This window comes from Bacillus sp. L75 (genome assembly GCF_003676355.1).
Taxonomy (GTDB): domain Bacteria; phylum Bacillota; class Bacilli; order Bacillales; family Bacillaceae; genus Bacillus; species Bacillus velezensis.
The window spans coordinates 487,998-508,986 of record NZ_ML064901.1 but is presented as its reverse complement, the minus strand read 5'-3'; the positions used below and the strand labels follow the sequence as shown (position 1 = coordinate 508,986).

At 45.9% G+C, this 20,989-nt stretch carries 21 protein-coding genes and 1 pseudogene; 10 read left to right on the top strand and 12 right to left on the bottom strand.

Features of this window, described 5'->3' with window-relative positions; all coding sequences use genetic code 11:
• Positions 1-9: 9 nt before the first annotated feature.
• On the bottom strand, positions 10-897 hold the full coding sequence (locus D5S11_RS02640) for a LysR family transcriptional regulator (protein WP_108724740.1): 888 nt from the start codon (positions 895-897) through the stop codon (positions 10-12).
• A gap of 121 nt (positions 898-1,018) precedes the next feature.
• On the opposite strand from D5S11_RS02640, the gene D5S11_RS02635 reads away from it, so the two are divergent.
• Together D5S11_RS02635 and D5S11_RS02630 are read left to right on the top strand one after the other, a co-directional pair.
• On the top strand, positions 1,019-1,765 hold the full coding sequence (locus D5S11_RS02635; RefSeq protein WP_053104480.1) for an acetoacetate decarboxylase: 747 nt from the start codon (positions 1,019-1,021) through the stop codon (positions 1,763-1,765).
• Between the two features lie 12 nt (positions 1,766-1,777).
• Positions 1,778-2,818 (top strand): ketopantoate reductase family protein, encoded by a 1,041-nt coding sequence (locus D5S11_RS02630; RefSeq protein WP_032867998.1) that lies wholly within the window; start codon positions 1,778-1,780, stop codon positions 2,816-2,818.
• Positions 2,819-3,010: 192 nt separating this feature from the next.
• Here the strand turns inward: D5S11_RS02630 and D5S11_RS02625 are convergent.
• From D5S11_RS02625 to D5S11_RS02610, 4 genes and pseudogenes are all read right to left on the bottom strand, one after another.
• A pseudogene (locus tag D5S11_RS02625) lies at positions 3,011-3,278 on the bottom strand (YusU family protein).
• Between the two features lie 2 nt (positions 3,279-3,280).
• On the bottom strand, positions 3,281-4,105 hold the full coding sequence (locus D5S11_RS02620; RefSeq protein WP_007410075.1) for an ABC transporter ATP-binding protein: 825 nt from the start codon (positions 4,103-4,105) through the stop codon (positions 3,281-3,283).
• 155 nt (positions 4,106-4,260) lie between these two features.
• Positions 4,261-4,698 carry a YusW family protein gene (locus tag D5S11_RS02615; RefSeq protein ID WP_032869725.1) on the bottom strand — a complete coding sequence of 146 codons (438 nt, stop codon included), beginning with the start codon at positions 4,696-4,698 and terminating at the stop codon, positions 4,261-4,263.
• 118 nt (positions 4,699-4,816) lie between these two features.
• Positions 4,817-6,598 (bottom strand): M3 family oligoendopeptidase, encoded by a 1,782-nt coding sequence (locus tag D5S11_RS02610; RefSeq protein ID WP_020956317.1) that lies wholly within the window; start codon positions 6,596-6,598, stop codon positions 4,817-4,819.
• A gap of 132 nt (positions 6,599-6,730) precedes the next feature.
• Between D5S11_RS02610 and D5S11_RS02605 the strand changes: the two genes are divergently transcribed.
• The gene (locus D5S11_RS02605) at positions 6,731-7,573 is read left to right on the top strand and encodes an oxidoreductase (RefSeq protein ID WP_007410072.1); all 843 of its coding nucleotides are present in this window, start codon (positions 6,731-6,733) and stop codon (positions 7,571-7,573) included.
• Positions 7,574-7,662: 89 nt separating this feature from the next.
• On the top strand, positions 7,663-8,127 hold the full coding sequence (locus tag D5S11_RS02600) for a Dps family protein (RefSeq protein ID WP_007410071.1): 465 nt from the start codon (positions 7,663-7,665) through the stop codon (positions 8,125-8,127).
• A 46-nt stretch (positions 8,128-8,173) separates the two neighbouring features.
• Here the strand turns inward: D5S11_RS02600 and D5S11_RS02595 are convergent, their stop codons facing one another.
• Positions 8,174-9,535, bottom strand: coding sequence for a S1C family serine protease (locus D5S11_RS02595; RefSeq protein ID WP_007410070.1), 1,362 nt, complete (start codon positions 9,533-9,535; stop codon positions 8,174-8,176).
• 276 nt (positions 9,536-9,811) lie between these two features.
• Between D5S11_RS02595 and cssR the strand changes: the two genes are divergently transcribed.
• Together cssR and cssS are read left to right on the top strand one after the other, a co-directional pair.
• A complete protein-coding gene (gene cssR, locus D5S11_RS02585; protein WP_032869720.1) occupies positions 9,812-10,489 on the top strand; it encodes a two-component system response regulator CssR in 678 nt (225 codons plus the stop codon).
• Positions 10,486-11,841, top strand: coding sequence for a two-component system sensor histidine kinase CssS (cssS, locus tag D5S11_RS02580; RefSeq protein ID WP_020956320.1), 1,356 nt, complete (start codon positions 10,486-10,488; stop codon positions 11,839-11,841). Before cssR ends, cssS begins: the two co-directional genes overlap by 4 nt.
• Before the next feature lie 27 nt (positions 11,842-11,868).
• Here cssS and spxO read toward each other — a convergent pair whose 3' ends face one another.
• Positions 11,869-12,033 carry an anti-adapter protein SpxO gene (gene spxO / locus D5S11_RS02575; protein WP_003151811.1) on the bottom strand — a complete coding sequence of 55 codons (165 nt, stop codon included), beginning with the start codon at positions 12,031-12,033 and terminating at the stop codon, positions 11,869-11,871.
• Between the two features lie 178 nt (positions 12,034-12,211).
• On the opposite strand from spxO, the gene D5S11_RS02570 reads away from it, so the two are divergent.
• Complete coding sequence (locus D5S11_RS02570) at positions 12,212-13,087, top strand: TetR/AcrR family transcriptional regulator (RefSeq protein WP_007410065.1); 876 nt, start codon at positions 12,212-12,214, stop codon at positions 13,085-13,087.
• 36 nt (positions 13,088-13,123) lie between these two features.
• On the opposite strand, the gene fumC is transcribed toward D5S11_RS02570, so the two are convergent.
• Both fumC and D5S11_RS02560 read right to left on the bottom strand, forming a co-directional pair.
• Positions 13,124-14,512 (bottom strand): class II fumarate hydratase, encoded by a 1,389-nt coding sequence (fumC, locus tag D5S11_RS02565; protein WP_108724739.1) that lies wholly within the window; start codon positions 14,510-14,512, stop codon positions 13,124-13,126.
• A 67-nt stretch (positions 14,513-14,579) separates the two neighbouring features.
• Complete coding sequence (locus D5S11_RS02560) at positions 14,580-14,765, bottom strand: YvzF family protein (protein WP_003151806.1); 186 nt, start codon at positions 14,763-14,765, stop codon at positions 14,580-14,582.
• 116 nt (positions 14,766-14,881) lie between these two features.
• Between D5S11_RS02560 and gerAA the strand changes: the two genes are divergently transcribed.
• From gerAA to D5S11_RS02545, 3 genes are read left to right on the top strand one after another with little or no spacing between them, the layout of a single operon-like run.
• A complete protein-coding gene (gene gerAA / locus D5S11_RS02555; RefSeq protein ID WP_108724738.1) occupies positions 14,882-16,324 on the top strand; it encodes a spore germination receptor protein GerAA in 1,443 nt (480 codons plus the stop codon).
• Positions 16,299-17,399 (top strand): spore germination protein, encoded by a 1,101-nt coding sequence (locus tag D5S11_RS02550; protein WP_007410062.1) that lies wholly within the window; start codon positions 16,299-16,301, stop codon positions 17,397-17,399. Before gerAA ends, D5S11_RS02550 begins: the two co-directional genes overlap by 26 nt.
• Positions 17,396-18,511, top strand: coding sequence for a Ger(x)C family spore germination protein (locus tag D5S11_RS02545; RefSeq protein ID WP_007410061.1), 1,116 nt, complete (start codon positions 17,396-17,398; stop codon positions 18,509-18,511). Before D5S11_RS02550 ends, D5S11_RS02545 begins: the two co-directional genes overlap by 4 nt.
• 42 nt (positions 18,512-18,553) lie before the next feature.
• Here the strand turns inward: D5S11_RS02545 and liaR are convergent, their stop codons facing one another.
• The 3 genes from liaR to liaF are packed head-to-tail and all read right to left on the bottom strand — an operon-like array spanning position 18,554 to position 20,968.
• A complete protein-coding gene (gene liaR, locus D5S11_RS02540; RefSeq protein WP_007410060.1) occupies positions 18,554-19,186 on the bottom strand; it encodes a two-component system response regulator LiaR in 633 nt (210 codons plus the stop codon).
• Positions 19,164-20,246, bottom strand: a complete 1,083-nt coding sequence (gene liaS / locus D5S11_RS02535) for a two-component system sensor histidine kinase LiaS (RefSeq protein WP_015418185.1) — start codon at positions 20,244-20,246, stop codon at positions 19,164-19,166. The genes liaR and liaS overlap by 23 nt, the downstream gene beginning before the upstream one ends.
• Complete coding sequence (gene liaF / locus D5S11_RS02530) at positions 20,243-20,968, bottom strand: cell wall-active antibiotics response protein LiaF (RefSeq protein WP_020956324.1); 726 nt, start codon at positions 20,966-20,968, stop codon at positions 20,243-20,245. The genes liaS and liaF overlap by 4 nt, the downstream gene beginning before the upstream one ends.
• Positions 20,969-20,989: the final 21 nt, after the last annotated feature.

Sequence of the window (20,989 nt, the reverse complement as noted above, 5' to 3'; positions counted from 1 at the left end):
TGGAATTCTTTAATAAACCTTAAACATTTCATAGTTATCTTTATAGTACGACATAATAAAGTCACGAAAATTTCTTACCGAAGAAGATAATAGCTTATGTCTCATCCAAGATAAGCCGACTGGATATGAAGCAGAGTGATCAGTCACTTTTATAAAATTCAGCCCCAATGTTCTGCAAACTGAAATAGGAAGCAACGCCACACCTTGATCCAGCTTTATAATCTCGACCAGTAAATGAGAATCTGCCTCAAATGCAATATTTGGGGTGAAACCAGCTTTCTCACAAAGCGAGGCTGTAAAACCGCTATACTCTTCATTATTAGCAAGGGTAATAAATGGTTCATCGGCGACAAGACGTAAAGAAATTTCTGTTTTACCCGTAAATCGGTGGTTTGAGGGCAAAGCCAGAACAATATCTTCATTTACCAGCACCCAACTCTCTATCTCTTCATCTTGAATCGGATGACCTGTTATTCCTAAATCAATGTCCCCTTTTTTTAAACTTGTTATGATCTCGCTTTTAACTCCGATTGCTTGGAGAATTTTTGATTGAGGAGAGCGGTTGATATATTCACTCATCAGTCCTGCAAGGAATCTTGGATTGGAAATAGATATTCTGATGGTGCCAGAAATTTGATGTTCCTCCAATTGAATTTCCGTTTGTGCATTTTCAATCTCAGTAAAAATCCTGTTTACATGTTTTAAAAGAATTTTCCCTGCTGAACTCAGCTTAATATTTCTGCCTTTTCTCTCAAACAAGGTTGTTCCCAGTTCATTCTCAAGTCTTTTTATAGTGAGACTTAAAGAAGGCTGGGCAATCTTTAATTGTTCTGCTGCTTTAGAAATATGTTCAGTATAGGCAACTGTCTGAAAGTATTTTAGCTGCAGCAATTCCATCTGTCTGCACCCCCCTCATTTATTTCAATAAATATATATATACCTTATTATGTATTGGATTAAATGTAAATGCGAATGTAAGATAATAGCATAGTTAAAGAAAAGGAAAGGGTGTCATTCAATGAAAATTGATGTGAAAGATATAGCAAAAAATTTAAGTACGCCACTAACAGCCCCTGCTTATCCTATCCCAAATTATAAATTTGTTAACCGTGAATATTTAAATATTATTTACCGAACGGATGAAAAAGCTTTACGTGCGGCAGTGCCGGAACCTCTTCAAATTACTGAACCTTTAGTGAAATTCGAAGTCATGTGGATGCCCGATGTTTCCGGACTTGGTGCCTATACAGAGGCAGGACAAGTCATCCCTGTCAGCTTTAATGGTGAAGAAGGAGATTATGTACATTCTATGTATGTTGACAATTTCCCGGCTATTGCAAGCGGACGGGAACTTACTGCATATCCAAAGAAATTGGGTGCCCCTAAGCTGTATATAGACTCTGATACTCTTGTTGGCACATTGGATTATGGCAGTCTTCGTGTGGCAACTGCGACTATGGGATATAAACATTTCGAAATGGATAAGGAAAAAGCGAAAAGGGAAATTTGCCGACCTAATTTTATGGTTAAGATTGCCACTGATTACAATGGTGATTTAAGGGTTTGTGATTTGGTGCGGACGCAAATAACGAATATAGAAGTTAAAGGTGCCTGGACTGGACCGGCGCGGCTTCAATTATTTGAACATGCTCTGGCACCTCTTGCAGATTTGCCTGTATTAGAAGTCGTTTCAGCATCTCATATTATTACGGATTTAACCTTAAATGCAGCACAGCCGGTTTATAACTACTTAGAGGAAAAATAAGGAGCGTTGACAATGAGAATTGCAGTTTTAGGAGCAGGTTCTTTAGGAACCATTGTTGGAGCATATCTGTCTGCTGGCGGAATGGATGTCGAATTGATTGATTCATACAAAGAACATGTAGATACCTTAAATCAAATAGGTGCTAAAGTAGTTGGTACAACGGAATTTCAAGCAAAGGTGAAAGCCATTACCCCTGAAAACAAGTCAGGCAAGTATGATTTCATATTACTTCTGACGAAACAATTATATAATGACTCCATTCTTAAAGAGTTGCTGCCTTTTTTAAAGGATGACAGTGTAGTATGTTCCTTGCAAAACGGTATACCTGAACAGAAAGTTGCTTCGATCGTTGGTGATGAACGTGTTATTGCAGGTTCTGTTGAATTTGGTGCTACGTTTATTGAGCCGGGCGTATCCAGACTTACAACTGAGTATACTCAATTTAAAGAGTACGCTTTTCAAATTGGAGAATTACATGGTGAAACAACAGAAAGAATCCAGCGTATTAAATCGGTTTTAGACCTTATCGGCGGAACACATATTTCCGATAATTTAGTTGGAACGAAGTGGTCAAAATTACTTATCAATAATGCATTCAGTGGTTTATCGGCAGCATTAAACGGAGAATACGGAGACATTCTTGACCATGAAATCGGCATTGTTAGTGCAGTCCATATCGCAGATGAGACGATTAAGGTTGGACACGCCAATGGTGTCAAATTTGCGAAAATGGGCGGCCTTGATTTAGAATCTTTGGAATTAAGAAGTGAAAATGATATTCCTGAACGTATCCAAACTTTTAGGTCAGCCATGGCACCATCTAGGCTGCTAAGAGCAAGTATGCTCCAGGATCTTGAGAAAAAACGCAAAACTGAAATTGATTATATTAATGGAGTTATTCCCAAAATGGCAGAAGGTACGGGCATTTCAACACCTTTTCATGATTTGGTTGTAGCACAAGTCAAATGTGCCGAGGAATCTCAAACAGTGCCCAATTTTGATACAAATATAAAAGCATTTGAAGAGTTATTACGTATCCGAAAGGAAATGTGATATATAGGAAAGAGAGAAAGGGATTGCTGCGGCGGTCCTTTTTTCTTGGTTCAGCAAGCGGAAGAAATATACGTAAACAAACGGGTGCATTAGTTACATTAATGTTCTTCGCTATGAATTGAACGGCGCCTTTATTGATTCCTTTTCAGCAAAAAAAGCTTTCGGCACCTCTCTTTGATGCCGAAAGCTTTTTTATTGTTTTTTTCTGTGTGCTTCATTGAGCTGTTTAATATGCTGTATCGCAGCTTTGATGCCCTCTTTGGCGTCCGGGTAGGATTGATTCCAATGTTTGACGAGCGGAGGCATGCTTTTTGCGATATGTGTATACAAAATCCACTGCCTGACTTCTTCCTTTACATCCGGGTTTGTTTCGCCAAGCAATAGTTCCGTGTATTTCTCAAGCAGGCCGTCCAGCTGCTGCTGCAGTTTCTCTTCCATACCGTTCCCTTCCCTTTTTCATGATTATGACAATCGGGCGGTGAGGGCCGCTTCCTGCACGATACATCTGCCGCGTCCGTGCGGAATGCAAAGCGGCGTGCCGAACAGCGGGTCTTGCGTTACCTGGCAGTTCATCGCAAAGACCTGCTGTACAAGCTCGCAAGTGATGACTTCTTCGGGACGGCCCTCTGCGTAAATCTGTTTATCCTTAATGGCGACCAGATAATGGGCATAACGGCATGCCAGATTGAGGTCGTGCAGCACCATGACGATTGTGCGTTTTTCTTTTTCATTTAATTCAAACAGCAAATCAAGAATTTCAATTTGATGCGTCATGTCGAGATAGGTTGTCGGCTCGTCAAGCAGAATGATATCCGTATCCTGAGCGAGTGTCATCGCAATCCATGCGCGCTGGCGCTGTCCGCCTGACAAGGAATCCACCGGACGGTCGGCCATTTCCTCAAGCTTCGTCGCTTTAAGCGCTTTTGCCACTGCGTCTTCGTCCTCTTTGGACCATTGCTTCAGCCAGCTTTGATAAGGGTATCTTCCCTGCTTCACAAGCTGATGCACCGTCAGGCCTTCGGGAGCTGACGGACTCTGCGGCAAAATAGCGAGCTCTCTTGCCACTTCCTTCGTCGGAAGCTTAGCGATGGCTTTTCCTTCTAAAAGCACAGTACCGCCCCTCGGTTTCATCAGCCGGGCCAATGAACGTAAAAGCGTCGATTTTCCGCAGCCGTTGCTTCCGATCAATACAGTGATTTCGCCTTTTGGAATCGCGACATCCAATTCGTCAATGATAACAGTCTCTCCGTACCCTAAGCTCAGCGTCTCTGTAGAAATTGCACTCATACCGCTAACCGCTCCTTTTTTGAGTTTCCCAACACTATGTATATAAACAAATTGCCTAAACATTCAACGTGAGATCATGATTATATTGTAACAGAAATTAATGACTCTGAATATCATTATCAATTAGTTTTGGGCAAAAAAGCAGCGGACGGCGGTTATTTTTTTATTTCCGTCATTTCTCCATCATTCTTTTTCAGTTTCAGATAAAAATGGTCATAGCGGCTGTCCAAATTAAAAGCCGAGAGCACCTGCCGGACGACCTCACTTTCCTTCATCCGGCTGTTTACGGCAAGTTCTCCAAGGATCATCTTCATTTCATCAAGCGCTTCCTCGCCCTCTCTGTGAACCCCTGAGAGCTTGTCCCGGATGTCAGCCTTTTCATGACCGCCTTTTCTCTCATACAAACCTTCATAGCGGTTATGCTCTCCGGCTCCGTAGCTGACGCGAAGGGCAAAGCTGCTGTAAGGAACCGGCTTCGCGGATGACACGGGTGTGCTGTCTTGTTCCGCTTCCCGTTTTTCTTCATTCAATCGGCAGCCGGCAATCAGCATCAGCGTAAGACATAAAACGCCCGCCGTTCTGATCCATTTCATGCGATTCACTCCCATTCCATTCCGATCGTTTTTAGGTATTTCCAAGGGAGGCGGCTGTCATTCATTAAACAAAAAAGAGCCGGAGCGGTAACACTCCGGCCGGTTCATCTCCAGATTATCATTCAGTCAGCTCTAAAAATTCCTGCACATCCTGTACGGCAAGGCGGACCGCGTCTTCCCAAAACGACCGTTCCGTCAGATCCGCTCCAAGGTGCTTCATCGCCAAATCCTCAACAGTCATCGAAGCCGTGTCACACAAAAGCGCGATATATTTTTCTTCAAAATCCGCTTTTTCCCGAAGAGCTCTTGCATATATTCCAAGCGAAAATAAATAACCGAACGTATACGGAAAGTTGTAAAACGGCACTCCCGTAATATGAAAATGCAGTTTTGACGCCCAGAAATGAGGGTGGTATTCCCCTAATGAATCGCAAAATGCTTCTTTCTGCGCCGCTTCCATCAGTTCATTCAGTTTCTCAGCCGGAACGACGCCCTGCTTGCGCTCTTCATAAAAACGCGTTTCAAATAAAAATCTCGCATGAATATTCATAAACATGGCTACGCTTCTTTGAATTTTATCTTCAAGCAAGAACACCTTTTCATCCTTTGTCTCCGCTTGTTTCAAAGCGGCGTCGGCGACGATCATTTCCGCAAAGGTCGAGGCTGTTTCAGCGACATTCATAGCGTAGGCTCTGTTCAGCTGCCGCACTTGAAGCATGGCCTCCTGATGGAACGCGTGACCGAGCTCATGCGCCAGCGTCGATACATTCGAAGCGCTTCCGGAAAACGTCATAAAAATCCGGGATTCTCCGCTGTCGGGAAAGCTGGTGCAGAAACCGCCGACCCGTTTGCCGCTGCGGTCTTCCGCTTCTATCCACCGATCACGGAACGCTTTTTCCGTAAATGCGGACAGCTTTTTGCCAAACGTCGAAAATTGGCTGACGATCAGATTGGCCGCTTCATCATATGTATATTCTTTCGGAGCCTCGCCGATCGGCGCGTCCACATCATACCAGTTCAGCCGCTCAAGCCCTAAAAGAGACGCCTTTCGATTCAGGTATTCGGCAAAAGGCTTTTTATGATCGGTAATGACCTGCCACATGACATCCAGCGTTTCTTTTTTCATCCGGTTGATCGCAAGCGGCTCTTCCAAAGCGCTTTTCCAGCCCCGCGCTTTATAGATTTCCGTGCGGAAGCCGGCCAGATGGTTCAGCGTGCTGCCGAAAAGCTCCTCTTCTCCTTTCCAGGCTTCATTAAGCTCTTTGAACACTTGATGTCTGATGCGGCGGTCCGGGTGCGCCATCATATTTTCCGCTTGGCCGACCGACAGCTCTTTATCCTCAAACGGAATCTTCATTCTGCCGACAGCCGCATTATACAGGTCGCCCCATGCGTGATAGCCGTCAACGGCCAGGCCTTCAATCAGCCTTTCTTCTGAAGCGCTGAGCTTCTCTTTGACACGATCTCTTCTCTCATTTAAAACATATGTGAGATCCTGAAGTTCCGGTTTTTGCAGCAGCTCCTCCCAGACCGGCTCGTCAATCCGGGCAAGTGTATCGTCAAGGGTGACCAGAGCGGATTTAAAATCACTGCTCAGCTGATTGATCCGCGCCCTCCATTCATTCGCTTTCTGATCATGAGTGTTCTGAGCCTGAAGACAGCCGACGAACGCTCCCGCCTGCCTGATCATGATCGCTGACCGTTCAAACCTATCAATCAGATTGATCATCTCCCGGCTTTCATCCGCATGCGTCGGAACTGTAAACGCTTCAACCGCATGTTGAAAAGCGCTTAGATGCTTTTTGAGCTCTTGTATGTATTGCTGAAACTCTTCCGACCGGCTCCCGCCCTCAAAAATGGAGTTTAAATCCCATGTTTCCTTCAATCCCTCTAATGCCATCTTTTCTTTACCCCTTTCTATCCGAAGCTGACTCCATTATAAAACAATTCTGACATATTTCCGAACGATTTCTCCTTCTTTCCGCGAGATGTTATACACTATGAGATAAGAACAAACGGGGAGGATTATAAGATGAACAGAAAAATTGCCATTGTAACCGGCGCGACGAGCGGATTCGGGCTGCTGACAGCGCTGAAGCTCGCCCGGTCTTATCACGTCATCGCAACAGCCAGACAGCCGGAGAAAGCTGAAATACTGAAAGAGGCCGCCGCTCAAGCGGGTGCATCCGAACATGTTACGGTCGTTTCTTTAGATGTGACAAATGAGCAGTCGGTGTCTGACTTCGGGAACACCATCAGCGGTTTCGGACCGATTGACCTGCTCGTCAATAACGCCGGCACTGCGTACGGGGGGTTTATTGACGATGTGCTGATGGAACATTACAGACAGCAGTATGAATCAAATGTATTCGGTCTGATTCACGTCACAAAAATCATGCTGCCTTATATGCGAAAACATAGCGGGGCGAAAATCTTCAATATCAGCAGTATCAGCGGACTGACCGGTTTCCCGGCTCTATCTCCGTATGTCTCTTCCAAATTCGCGGTTGAAGGGTTTACAGAGAGCCTGCGCCTCGAACTGCTGCCTTTAGGAATTGATGCCGCTTTAATAGAACCGGGCTCCTACAAAACGTCTATATGGGAGACATCTCTCTCCAATCATCTTACGGCACCCGGCAAAGATTCGCCTTATTACCGCTATTATCAGCAAATAGAAGCTTACTTCAAAGCCAACGCATCCAAAAGCGGCGATCCTGATGACGTAGCGGAGCTGATTTATCAATTGGCACAAAGGAAACGGCTGAAGAAACTGCGGTATCCGATCGGCAGGGGCGTTAAGCTGACATTGGCTTTCCGCTCACTCTTTCCGTGGTCCGCCTGGGAATCTGTTGTGAGAAAAAAGCTGTTCACTTAAATCTAAATTATAATTATTATAATTTAGTATTGATTTTTATTTGATACGTGATATAATTAAATTAACAGATCACAGGGAGGACGATGAATATGAATACACAAAACGCGAAAAAAACTGAAACTCTTGTTGAGAAATCAATGAACACACAATTATCAAACTGGTTTATCCTTTACTCTAAACTGCACCGCTTCCATTGGTATGTAAAAGGCCCTCATTTCTTTACGCTTCATGAAAAATTTGAAGAACTGTATAACGAAGCGGCGGAAACGGCGGATGCCATCGCAGAGCGACTTCTGGCCATCGGAGGACAGCCTGCGGCGACTTTACACACTTACCTTGAACAAGCTTCCATTACGGATGAAGGCCAGGAAAAAACGGCTTCTGAAATGGTGGAATCACTGGTTCAAGACTATAAACAAATCAGCCGCGAATCAAAATTTGTCATCGGCATCGCCGAGGAACAAAATGACCCGTCAACTGCCGACCTGTTTGTCGGATTAGTTGAAGAAGCGGACAAGCATGTGTGGATGCTGTCAGCCTACTTGGGAGAATAACGAAAAAAGCTGAACCTCAGTTGCAGGTTCAGCTTTTTTTATGCGTTCAGCTTGCGCTTTCGGTTTGTTTCGTTAATGTGACGTTCAGCGTCTTTTTGCTTCCGTTTCTGAGAACTTGAACAGTCGTTTTATCGCCGATTTTCAGCTGGTTATATAAGATCTGTCTGATATCGGCGCTGCTGCCGACATCTTTGCCGTTCAATTGTACAATGACGTCATTTGATTTGATGCCCGCTTTCGCAGCCGGTGAGCCGGATTGCACTTCTTTTACGTAAACACCCTTAGACAGCTGGTCGCCGAACAGTCCGAGCGTGTTTTCCTGATAAGTTTCCGGCACTTGCGCCATGTCAATCATCTGCACACCTAAAAATGGGCGCTCGACTTTTCCTTTTGCAAGCAGCTGGTCGACTATCGGTTCTACATCATTGCTCGGAATGGCAAAGCCGAGTGACTCCACGCCGTTTTCACTGACTTTCATGCTGTTGATCCCGATAACTTGGCCGCTTGAGTTGATTAACGGGCCGCCGCTGTTTCCGGGGTTAATCGCCGCATCCGTCTGAATCACGTTCATTTCCACCGTGCCTTGGGATGTATCGGCGTCTACCGTTCTGTTCAGCCCGCTGATGACACCTTGTGTGACGGTGCCGGAAAACTGCTGGCCGAGCGGGTTGCCGATGGCAATCACTTTATCGGCAATGCGGAGCTTGGAGGAATCCCCGAAGCTGGCCGCTTTTTTGACATTGGACGAGCTGATTTCCAATACAGCCAAGTCACTGATGGCATCCTTTCCGACAAGCTTTGCCGTTTCGGTTTTCCCATTGTAAAGAGTGACCGACAGTTTGTTCGCACCTTCTACGACATGGTTGTTTGTAATGATGTACGCTTTTTCGCCGTCTTTTTTGAAGATGACGCCTGACCCCGTGCCGCTTTCCGTTTCAGAGCTTGAACCGCCGTCAAGTCCGAACTGGCTGCTTTGCGAAGCTTGGTAGTTGGACACTCCGACAATCGCGGGCTCCAAGTCTTCCACCATATCCGCTACGCTTGAGGTATTTTTCAAAGGCGTTGACGTAAAATTCGAAGACTGAACTTGTTTCGTATCAGAAACGGCTTCTGTCTTATGCTGCTCACCCGGCAGGTTCGGCACAATGCCAAGCACGAGGCCGCCGCCGATAATGCCGCCTAAAATCGGGCTCAGCCAAGCGGCTCTCCGTTTTTTTTCTTTTTTCACGGCAGCCGTTTTTTCAAATTCCGTACCGGCCGCCGTCTCGTTTTCCGCTTCTTTCGAGACGGGCCCTTCGAGCAGCTCGGGCTCCTGATGGCTGATCTGCTGCTGTTCATTTCTGTTTTGTTCCGTATGTGAAAGATCTGACTGATCGCGGCTTCTGCCGTCATCTCGATGATCGTTCATATTCACGCACACTCCTTCAGCATGTTTTCATTCTATCGATTACATATTCATCGCATGTACAAGTTCTATTGTCCCAATAATAAGGAGAAAAGCAAAGCTCCAAAACAAAATGTGTTTGAACATGTTATCTTCCCCGCTTTTTTTCTTCCTTTCTTCCCTTATACACATCATAAACAAACATTGTGGGATAAAAATGAAAAGAATATGTGAAATTATGAAAATGCGGCTTGAGTATGTTAAAACTAGTATAATGACGTTGAAAGGATGTGAAATGCCTTGTCATACACCATTTATCTAGTTGAAGATGAGGATAACCTGAATGAACTGCTCACAAAATATTTAGAGAATGAAGGCTGGAACATTACATCTTTCACAAAAGGCGAAGATGCCAGAAAGCAGATGCAGCCGTCTCCCCACTTGTGGATTCTTGACATCATGCTTCCGGATACGGACGGCTATACATTGATAAAAGAAATAAAAGAAAAAGATCCCGATGTGCCGGTTATTTTCATTTCCGCGCGGGATGCCGATATTGACAGAGTCCTCGGGTTAGAGCTTGGAAGCAATGATTATATCGCCAAGCCTTTTTTGCCGAGAGAACTTATTATACGGGTCCAGAAGCTGCTCGAGCTCGTGTATAAAGAACAGCCCGCCGCAAAGAAAACCGGCATCACCGTTTCTTCCTACAATGTGATCGAAGATGCCCGAGAGGTTTATGATGAAACCGGCAGCCTGGTCAATTTGACGTCTAAGGAATTTGATCTGCTGCTTTTATTTCTTCACCATAAAGGACACCCCTTTTCCAGAGAAGATATCCTGCTGAATATATGGGGCCATGATTATTTCGGCACTGACCGGGTGGTCGATGATCTTGTGCGGAGGCTGCGGAAAAAAATGCCCGGGTTAAAGGTTGAAACCATTTACGGATTCGGCTACAGGATGATGACGTCATGAAAAATAAGCCGCTTGCTTTTCAAATATGGGTGGTCATCTCAGGCATCCTCTTAGCCATTTCGATTCTGCTTCTCGTGCTGTTCTCAAATACGCTGCGTAATTTTTTCACGGATGAAACGTATACGACCATTGAAAATGAACAGCATGTACTGACGGAGTACCGGCTGCCCGGATCGATCGAGCGGGGATATTACAGCGAGGATGCGACCGCGCCGACGACTTTCCGATCCGTTCAGCACGTTCTTCTGCCGGAACGGGAGGAGTCGGCCAGTGACAAAGACTTGAACTACTTTTCTTCTTCCTTTATCCATAAGGTGTACAAGCTCGCGGGCCGCCAGCACAGCGTCACGAAACGATACAGCGCGGACATCAGCGGTGAAAAAGTGTTTTTCGTCATTAAAAAAGGCCTCACCATTAACGGCCAGGATGCGATGATGCTGTCTTACGCCCTTGATTCTTATCGTGATGATCTGGCATTCACCCTGTTCAAGCAGCTGCTCTTTATCATTGCCGGCGTGATTTTGTTAAGCTGGATTCCGGCGATTTGGCTTGCCAAATATCTCTCGCGCCCGCTCGTTTCCTTAGAGAAGCATGTCAAACGGATTTCAAAACAGGATTGGGATGATCCGGTCATCGTCGACAGAAAAGACGAAATCGGAAAATTAGGCCATACCATTGAAGACATGCGGAGCAAGCTGGTGCAAAAAGACGAAACGGAAAGAACGCTCCTGCAAAATATCTCTCATGATTTAAAAACGCCTGTCATGGTGATAAGGGGCTATACTCAATCAATAAAGGACGGGATTTTTCCTAAGGGGGATCTGGAAACCACAATTGATGTCATTGAAGGCGAAGCAGAAAAACTTGAGAAGAAAATTAAGGATTTATTATATTTAACGAAGCTTGATTATTTAATGAAGCAGCGGGTGCACCATGAGACATTTGACATTGTGAAGGTCACGGAAGAAGTCATTGAACGGCTCAAATGGGCCCGGAAGGAATTATCGTGGACCGTTGATACAGAAGATGCATTAATGATGCCTGGTGATCCGGAACAATGGAGCAAACTTCTTGAAAACATTCTCGAAAATCAAATCCGCTATGCAGAAACGGCGATTCACATTCGGATCAGCCAAAATCAGCAGCAGATTGTCATGACGGTTGAAAATGACGGGCCTCCGATTGAGGATGAGATGCTATCCAGCTTGTACGAGCCTTTTAATAAAGGGAAGAAAGGCGAGTTCGGCATAGGACTCAGCATCGTAAAACGGATTTTAACCTTGCATAAAGCATCAATTTCAATTGAAAATGACCAATCGGGTGTAATCTACCGAATTATCATACCAAAGTAGACTGTAGTGTTCCATTGCAGTCTTTTTTTATGTGAAGGAATAGCCGTTAAAATCTCTGTAGTTTGCTTTCAGCGGTTTTTGGCATTGATGAACCCATTTCTTTTCACAAATTGTCTTTTTCGGATATTTCACCTTTTCGACTTTAATTCCTCTGTTTCGCAAGCGGCTGATCATTTCATCTAATTCTTTCATTTTCAGATTCACCCTTTCGCCAGAACTTTGACCATTCGGTCAGCTCACTTTATAATATAAATAAAACAAAACAAAAAAACAAGTTACAATCAGGTTAAATTTACGGAATATCAATATGACCATATAGTCATACATGAGAAGCACAAGCCAGCCTCCTGGCTCCGAAAGGGTGGAACCATTGAAGGAAAAAGAAAAGCTGATCATTGAAGCAGCAATCAAACTGTTTGCCCGAAAAGGGTACAAATCTACATCGGTTCAGGAAATCGCCGATGAATGCAAAATCTCAAAAGGCGCTTTTTATCTTTACTTTCCTTCCAAAGAAGCACTGCTCCTATCCATGCTGAATTACTACTATGATAAAACGTTTACCCGAATCACGACGATCCAAACGGAGGGTGACAGTCCGAGAGCCGCTTACCAAAAACAGCTTGCGGTGTTTTACGAATCGATTCTCGCCCATCAGGATTTTATTACCGTGCAGATGAAAGACGGTTCACTTCCTTATACCGAAGAAGCGGCGCAGTGCGGAAAGAGAATCCGCCGGTCGATCCTGCAGTTTCATATCGACAGTCTTCTTGCGATTTACGGAGAAAAAGCTGAACCATACACAGCCGAGCTTTGTTTTTTAATAGAAGGAATCAGTCAGATGTATCTTGAATATCTCATTCTGACCGGCCGGTCCGTACAGCCTTCGCTTTTGGCAAATACCGTGATTCACAGAATTGATGACATCGTAAACGGAATGGCGGACAGACATGATGAAGCGTTTATTTCTCTTGATGAGGCAAGCTCACTGTTTGGGCCCCTTCATAACGGGCAGCCCGATCCTTTAAGCCAATCGATCTTGCAGACCCTCCGCACGCGCATCGGCACGATGGATAAGACGCAAGCATCTGAATTCACCGAGAGCTTGGATATTCTGGAAGCGGAAATGAAGAAAAAGTCGCCGAAACCGGCAATCATCAAAGGAATGATTTTGAATTTGAAGGAATCCGACCTGCTGGCTGAAGATGCAGAACAGCTCAGATTTTTACTGAAACAGCAGTTTATTTAGAAGAACGGCCGCAATGACTGCAGCCGTTCTTTCTTTTTATGCTTTCGGGTGCACCATATCTTCCGGACGCACCATTTCATTAAATTGTTCTTCTGTCAGAAGGTTCAGCTGTAATGCCGCTTCTTTCAGCGTCAGGCCTTCTTTGTGGGCAAGCTTGGCGATTTTCGCGGCGTTTTCATAACCGATGTGCGGGTTAAGCGCCGTAACAAGCATTAATGAGTTAGAGAGATTTTCCTGAATCGTCTCTTGGTTCGGCTCAATACCGACAGCGCATTTGTCATGGAAGGAATTCATTCCGTCACTGAGCAGCTGCACGGTCTGCAGGAAGTTATAGATAATAACCGGTTTGAAGACATTCAGCTCGAAGTTTCCTTGGCTGGCCGCAAATCCGATTGTCGCGTCATTTCCCATCACTTGCGCGGCGATCATTGTCAGCGCCTCACTTTGCGTCGGGTTGACTTTGCCCGGCATGATAGAGCTTCCCGGCTCATTTTCAGGAATGACGATTTCGCCGATTCCGCAGCGCGGGCCGCTTGCCAGCCATCTGACATCGTTGGCAATCTTCATCAGGTCGGCAGCCAATGCTTTTAACGCGCCGTGAACGTGAGTGATTTCATCATGGCTTGTGAGCGCGTGGAATTTGTTAGGCGAACTCTTGAATGTCTGCCCCGTTACTTTTGTGATTTCTTCCGCGACGAATTCACCGAACTGCGGATGGGCGTTGATTCCCGTGCCGACTGCCGTGCCTCCGATGGCAAGCGCGCGGATTTTTTCCGTTGACTCAAGAATCATTTCTTTCGAACGGTCAAGCATGTATACCCAGCCGCTGATTTCCTGTCCGAGCGTCAGCGGAGTGGCGTCCTGCAAATGCGTGCGTCCGATTTTCACAATATCCTGATAAGCTTTCGCTTTTTCATCAAGCGTCGCGCGCAGCTGATCAAGCGCCGGAACGAGCTGCTCATATACGGCAAGAACCGCCGCAACGTGCATCGCCGTCGGGAATGTATCGTTTGAGCTTTGACTGCGGTTGACGTCATCATTCGGATGAATCTTCAGCTCGGAATTTTTTTCTTTCAGTAAAGCAGTCGCGCGGTTGGCCACCACTTCATTCATGTTCATGTTGCTTTGCGTGCCGCTTCCCGTCTGCCAGACAACGAGCGGAAAGTTATCGTCGTATTTGCCGTTTAAAACCTCGTCACATACAGCGGCAATCGCCTGTGCTTTTTCAGACTCTAAGTTGCCGAGGCGTTCGTTGGCGATCGCTGTGCTTCTTTTCAATATTGCAAACGCCTTCACAACACGCTGAGGCATTTTTTCTGAACCGATTTTGAAGTTCTCTTTGCTGCGCTGTGTCTGAGCGCCCCAAAATTTATCTGCCGGAACTTTAACTTCTCCCATGGTGTCTTTTTCAATTCTGTAGTCCATTTATGTATCCCTCCATAACAGTTGCTTCACCCTGAGTATTATTCGCCAGTAACAGATGAAACCCTTTTTATTTTTCGGCCTTGGCCGTTTTTAATTTCAGCTCAAGATAGACGCGCGAATCCTTAGAGTATTTATACTTCGGATTTGTTTTACGGTATTCTTTCGACGTGTAAGCCACTTCGTAATGCGCTTCAAATGATTTGATGAGCTGTTCAATTTCTTCGGCATTCCCTGCCAGTCTGACTTGTGCCACATCTCTCCTCCGCTTTCATAAAAAAACTTGTACCATTAAATACTTTATCATAGTATATCATTTTTTTAACAGGAAAAGATAACCTCAATTAAGGATTGGAAGGCGGGTGACTGTCGTTGGCGCAATCGGAATTCAAGGAATACATACACGTTAACCTGGCACTGGTGCTTCCCCACGTAGAGCAGAATGATGACCTGGTTCAAAATAAAAAGATGCTTCCGAACGGGCTTGTTTTTTATTATATGTATCTGAGTGAAATGAACGATGAAGACAAAATAAAAGAAGCGATTGAAACGCTGCTTCGGGAAGAAGACACTCTGACGCTGGATACGGTGTCGAAACGTCTTGATAAGATTGACGCCCGTCCCGTCTTTACGTCGAAGGAAGCCGTCATCTCCATTCTACGGGGAAAATGCGCCTTATTTATTAACGGACTTGACAGCGTATACATTTTGTCCACGGGAAAAAGAGAAAAAAGAAGCGTGAATGAACCCACATCCGAAAAGGTCGTAAGAGGTCCGAAAATCGCCTTCATAGAAGATTCTGATACAAACGTCGCCATGATCAGGCAGCGCACGAACCATCCGAAGCTGAAAACGAAAAAGGTTCCGATCGGAGAAAATAAGTTAAAATACGCCACGGTCATGTACATAGATGATAAGGCGGACCCATCTGTCGTCAGCGATGTTGTAAAGCGCCTCAGCGAAGTGAAGATGGACGACATTCAGGATTCCGGAACGCTTGAGGAGCTTATTGAGGATAATAAGTATTCGCCCTTTCCGCAAATACAAAATACGGAACGGCCTGATAAAGTCTCTTCCGCCTTGTTCAACGGCCGCGTCGCCATCCTTGTCGACAACTCGCCGTTTGCGCTGGTGGTTCCGGCTTCTTTAGGAATTTTAATGCAGTCTCCCGATGATTATTATGAACGGTGGATTTCCGCCTCGCTCATCCGGGTGCTGCGGTTTACGTCTATTTTTATTACGCTGTTTTTTTCGTCCATTTATATCGCCCTCGTTTCGTTTCACCAAGGGCTGCTGCCGACGTCGCTTGCAGTCACCATCGCGGCGAACAGAGAAAACGTTCCCTTCCCGCCTATCATTGAAGCGATGGTAATGGAAATTACGATAGAGCTGCTGAGAGAAGCGGGCTTGAGGCTTCCCAGCCCGCTCGGCCAGACGATCGGATTGGTGGGCGGAGTCGTCATCGGCCAAGCGGCCGTTGAAGCGAATATTGTCAGCTCCATCATGGTCATCGTGGTCAGCATTGTCGCGCTTGCTTCATTTACGGTGCCGCAGTACGGGATGGGTCTGTCATTCCGTGTGCTCCGTTTCATTTCGATGTTTACCGCCGCAGCTTTCGGGCTGTACGGCATGATTTTATTTATGCTGGCGATCTACACTCATTTATCGAGACAGCGAAGCTTCGGTTCTCCGTATTTCTCGCCGAATGGATTTTTCAGCTTAAAAAACGCAAACGACTCTATTCTCCGTCTCCCTATTAAAAATCAACCAAAAGAGGCGAAAAACGTAAATGAGCCAGAAAACAACTCTCAATAAGCTTACTAGCTATCAAGGGACGGCATTGATTTCCAACACGATGCTCGGGGCGGGACTCCTTACCATGCCGCGGTCGCTGTCATCAAGGGCGAATTCGCCGGACGGCTGGATTGCATTATGTCTGGAAGGCGTCATCTTTATCTTTTTGATTTATCTCAATACGCTCATTATGAAAAAGCATCAGTACGGATCATTGTTTGATTATATGAACGAAGGCCTCGGCAAATGGGCGGGAAATATCGTCAATCTTATGATCTGTCTCTATTTTATAGGAGTCGCCAGCTTCGAAGCCCGGGCGATGGCGGAAATGGTCAAGTTCTTTTTATTGGAGAGAACGCCCGTGCCGGTTACGCTGTTTATCTTTATCGCCTGTTCCGTTTATTTAATTATCGGCGGCATGAGCGATCTCGGCAGGCTCTTTCCTTTCTATTTAACGATTACGATCATTATTTTGCTGGTGGTGTTTTCTTTCAGCTTTAAAATATTTGATCTGGACAACCTGCGGCCGGTGCTCGGACAGGGGTTTTCTCCCGTTATGGCTTCCTTGACCGTCGTTTCTGTTTCATTCTTAGGAATTGAGATTATGCTGTTTCTCCCTGAGCACATCAAAAATAAAAAGCACACGTTCCGTATGTCGGCCATGGGCTTTGGCATCCCGATTATTTTATACATCATTACCTACGTGCTCGTCGTCGGCGCCTTAACCACCCAGGATGTCAAAACAATGATCTGGCCTACGATTGCGCTTTTTCAATCATTTGAAATCAAAGGGCTTTTTATCGAAAGATTCGAGTCTTTTTTGCTTGCCGTCTGGATTATCCAATTTTTCGCCACCTATGTATCGTACGGATATTTCGCGACATCGGGTCTTAATAAAATTTTCGGGCTGAAGCACAAAAAGGGCATCATTTTCGTAGGCATTGCGACATTCTTCGGATCATTGATGCCAAAAGACGCTAACAAGCTGATGCTGTTCAGTGATATTCTCGGCTATATCTTCTTGGTTTTCTTTTTGCTGCCTTTACTGATGTTTGCAGTCGTCGCTGTGAAAAGGAAGGTGAAAAAAGCGCAATGAAGAAATATATCGTAATCATTCTTTGCACATTGCTTTTGGCCGGATGCTGGGACAGCCGCAATATAGAAGATTTGAGTCTCGTTATCGGCGTCGGGCTCGATAAACCCGAGGAAGAAAACGTGGAAGTGACGCAGCAGATTCTGGTTCCGCAAAAAGCAAGTTCCCAGCAGTCGTCGTCAGGGAGCGACACGACAAAGGTGACTTCCACTTCCGGAGAAACCGTCCATCAAGCCTTACGAACGGCATCATTAAAAAATCACCCCGCTTTCTCCCAGCACTTGCGTATCATGCTGTTTTCCGAGGCGCTGTTAAAGGACGACATCCCGCTTGACGCATTGATGAACCAATTTATCAGGGACAACGGTACGAGAAGAAGCTGCAATGTGATGACGGTGCCGGATAAAACGAAAGATATTTTCAAAATCAGTGACCAGGGAGAGCCTGCGTCAAATACGATCTATGACTTAACGGAGAATAATGCGGTCACCATCCGGATGATGGAGCCCGTGACATTGGGGGAAATATCCGAGAGAATCGCCAAGGGCGAGACCTTTGCCCTTCCTCAAGTTCGCAAAGTGGGCAGCAGACTGGAAATCTGGGGCGCTACCATTATTAAAAATAAATTCTGGTATGCGAATCTAACTCCTTTACAAGTCCAGAATATGAACCTGTTCACAGGCACGGTAAAGGGAGGCGTTACGTTTGCAAAGCATGACAATTATTATTTGTCTTTCGAGGTATTTTCCAGCAAATATGATGTAAAAACACAATATAAAAACGGAAAATTCAAGTTTATCGTTACCCGGTTTGTTGAAGGCCGTCTATCTGAGGATTGGAACCCGAAAGAAGATTCCTTCAAGGAGTCCTATATAAATGAAATCAAAAACGCGGTAAAACGCAGCATTCATTCAGATGTCATGGCATTCATTGATTACATGCAGCATGAGTTGAAAGTGGATATTACCGGGTTAGGCGATCAAGTCCGGATTCATTATCCCGATAAATGGAAAAAGATATCCTCTGACTGGGATCATCACTTCAGTGAATCGGATATTGAATACAAAGTCAAAGTCGCCATCAGGGATTTCGGAACAAAGGGAATGTCCCAATGACCCCGTTCCTCGGGAGAGTGTGCTGGCACCGCTCTCCTTTTCTTATGTCACGAGATGATTGCGGTGGGCATATACGGCTGCCTGCGTGCGGTCACTGACATCAAGCTTTGACAATATATTCGTAATGTGGGTTTTCACCGTTTTAATCGTAATGAACAGCTCTTCACCAATCTCTTTATTCGTCTTGCCTTCCGCGACGAGACAGAGGATTTCCAGTTCTCTTTTTGTCAGCGTTTCATGCGGAAGCTGATTCTCTGAATGGCGCAGCCTTGACAGCACTTTTCCCGCCACCTTCGATTCAAGCTTCGGTTCGCCCTTGGCAGCCGCTCTGATGGCTTCGGCTATTTCTGCCGCCTTGGACGTTTTCAGCAAATAGCTGAGCGCTCCCGCTTCGATCACCGGATACACTTTGTCGTCATCAATAAAGCTCGTCAGCACGATGATTTTCGGGTCATTGAGTGTCGCGCAGATCTGTTTTGTCGCTTCGATACCGTCCATGCCGTCCATGACGAGGTCCATTAAAATCACATCCGGCAAAAGCTTTGCGGCCAGATCGACGCCCTGCTGCCCGTCTGATGCTTCACCGGCGACTTCAATGTCCGGCTGTGCTTCTAAAAATGCGGCCAGACCCATCCTGACCATTTCATGATCATCAATCAGTAACACTCGAATCACTGTCGTTCTCTCCTTTTGTTTTCTGATAAATCGGGACTTTCACGTCGATCTGCGTGCCTTTTCCCTTTACAGAGATAATTTCCGCTATGCCGCCGATTTCACTCGCTCTTTCCTTGATGGAATGCAGGCCGTATGAGGATGCTTTCACTTGATCCATCGTAAAACCCGCCCCATTATCAATGACTTTAAGCTGCAGCTTTTGATGTTTCGCGCCGAGCCTGACGGTGACCTTGGTCGCCTTTGAATGTCTGAAAACGTTGGAAAGCGCCTCCTGCACGATGCGGAACAGATGGTCTTCAACGCCTTTTGACACACCCGTATCGCTGATGTCCCAGTCAATATCCAGCGGCTGCTTCGCTTTGAACTCTTTTAACAGCTCAATCAGCCCTTCTTTTAAGCCTTTTCCTTCTAAAGTGACGGGCCGCAAATGCAATAGCAGCGCTCTCATCTCGTTTTGCGCTTCCCCCGCCATATGTTCAACCATGCGAATCCGTTTGACGATTTTGTCATCCGCATCTTTCACCTGCTCTAAGACGGCGGATGTCATCATAGAAATGGCAAAGAGCTGCTGGCTGACGGCATCGTGCAGATCGCGCGCCAGCCGCTGGCGTTCTTCAGTGATGACCGATTTTTTCATTTGATCCTGCCATTCCGCCCGTTCGTTGGAGAGCTTTTGCAACGATGTAACCTGGAGCTCGACCCGCTTGGCCATTTCGTTGAGCTGGTCTGCCGCCAGACCGATTTCATCATCGCCGAGCGGCGGCACCCGATAAGCAAAATTGCCGTTTTCAAATTTCAAAACCGCTTCAATCAGTGTATCCATTCTTGTTTTCAGGCGGCCGCCATATACATAACCGGAAATCAACCCCGCCGAAAGAGACGCCAAAAGCAGGATGACCACAAACGGAATACCGAACCAGCCGGAAGAAAACAGCAGCATCGGGTCAAGCCCGTAATACAGCAGCATCAGCGTAATAAACACCGCGCAAAGGAGCAGACTGAGTCCCGCGGTCATCCGCATGGCGCGCCACTGAATATTGGCGAGTAATTTTTTCCTCATAAATACTTCACATCCACATCGCCGATGAATAACGAAATTGAAATTTTAATCCGCCGCGGCGAGTCGCCGTACTCAGACGATACTTTATACAGATTCGGGCTCATGCCGCTTTTCTTAGAGCCGAGCAGGTTCATATCGCCGATAAAAGCCGATGAACTGACGGACACTTCGATATCCGGCGGGACGTACACATCGACATTGCCGATGACACCGCTGATGGTCATCGTGCTTTCTCCTTCGGGAATCATCGCTTTTGACAAATCAATTTTCACATCGCCGATGAATCCGGAAACATTTAAATCATTCAGCTCAAACGGGTCCTTCATCATCCGGAGCTCGCCGATAAAAAAGCTGCGGAGGTCCGGCTGTCTGCTTTCCGTCTGGGCGGAAGGCTTTTCTTCTTTTTCAAGATTGATTTTCTTCTCTTTATGTTCATACACGCGCTTTCCTTTCAGGAGCCTGTAGCCCGCGTATATGAGAAAGGCGGCGAAGGCATAGCCGAACAGGTTAAAGGTGGCGCTGAACAGGTTCCTCAAAAATAAAAAAGCGGCGAAGATATACAGGACGGAGCCGAGCCAGCCGCGGGAATATTTATTAAAAATATAACCTGTGATCAGAAAAAAGAGCGGCCAAAACAAGAAGTCGCCGATGCCGATAATACGCAAAAACATGCTGACGCCTAATAAGGCGATGATAAGTCCGAGAATCTGTTTTTTTGCCATCAGCTGCTTGCCCCTCCTTTC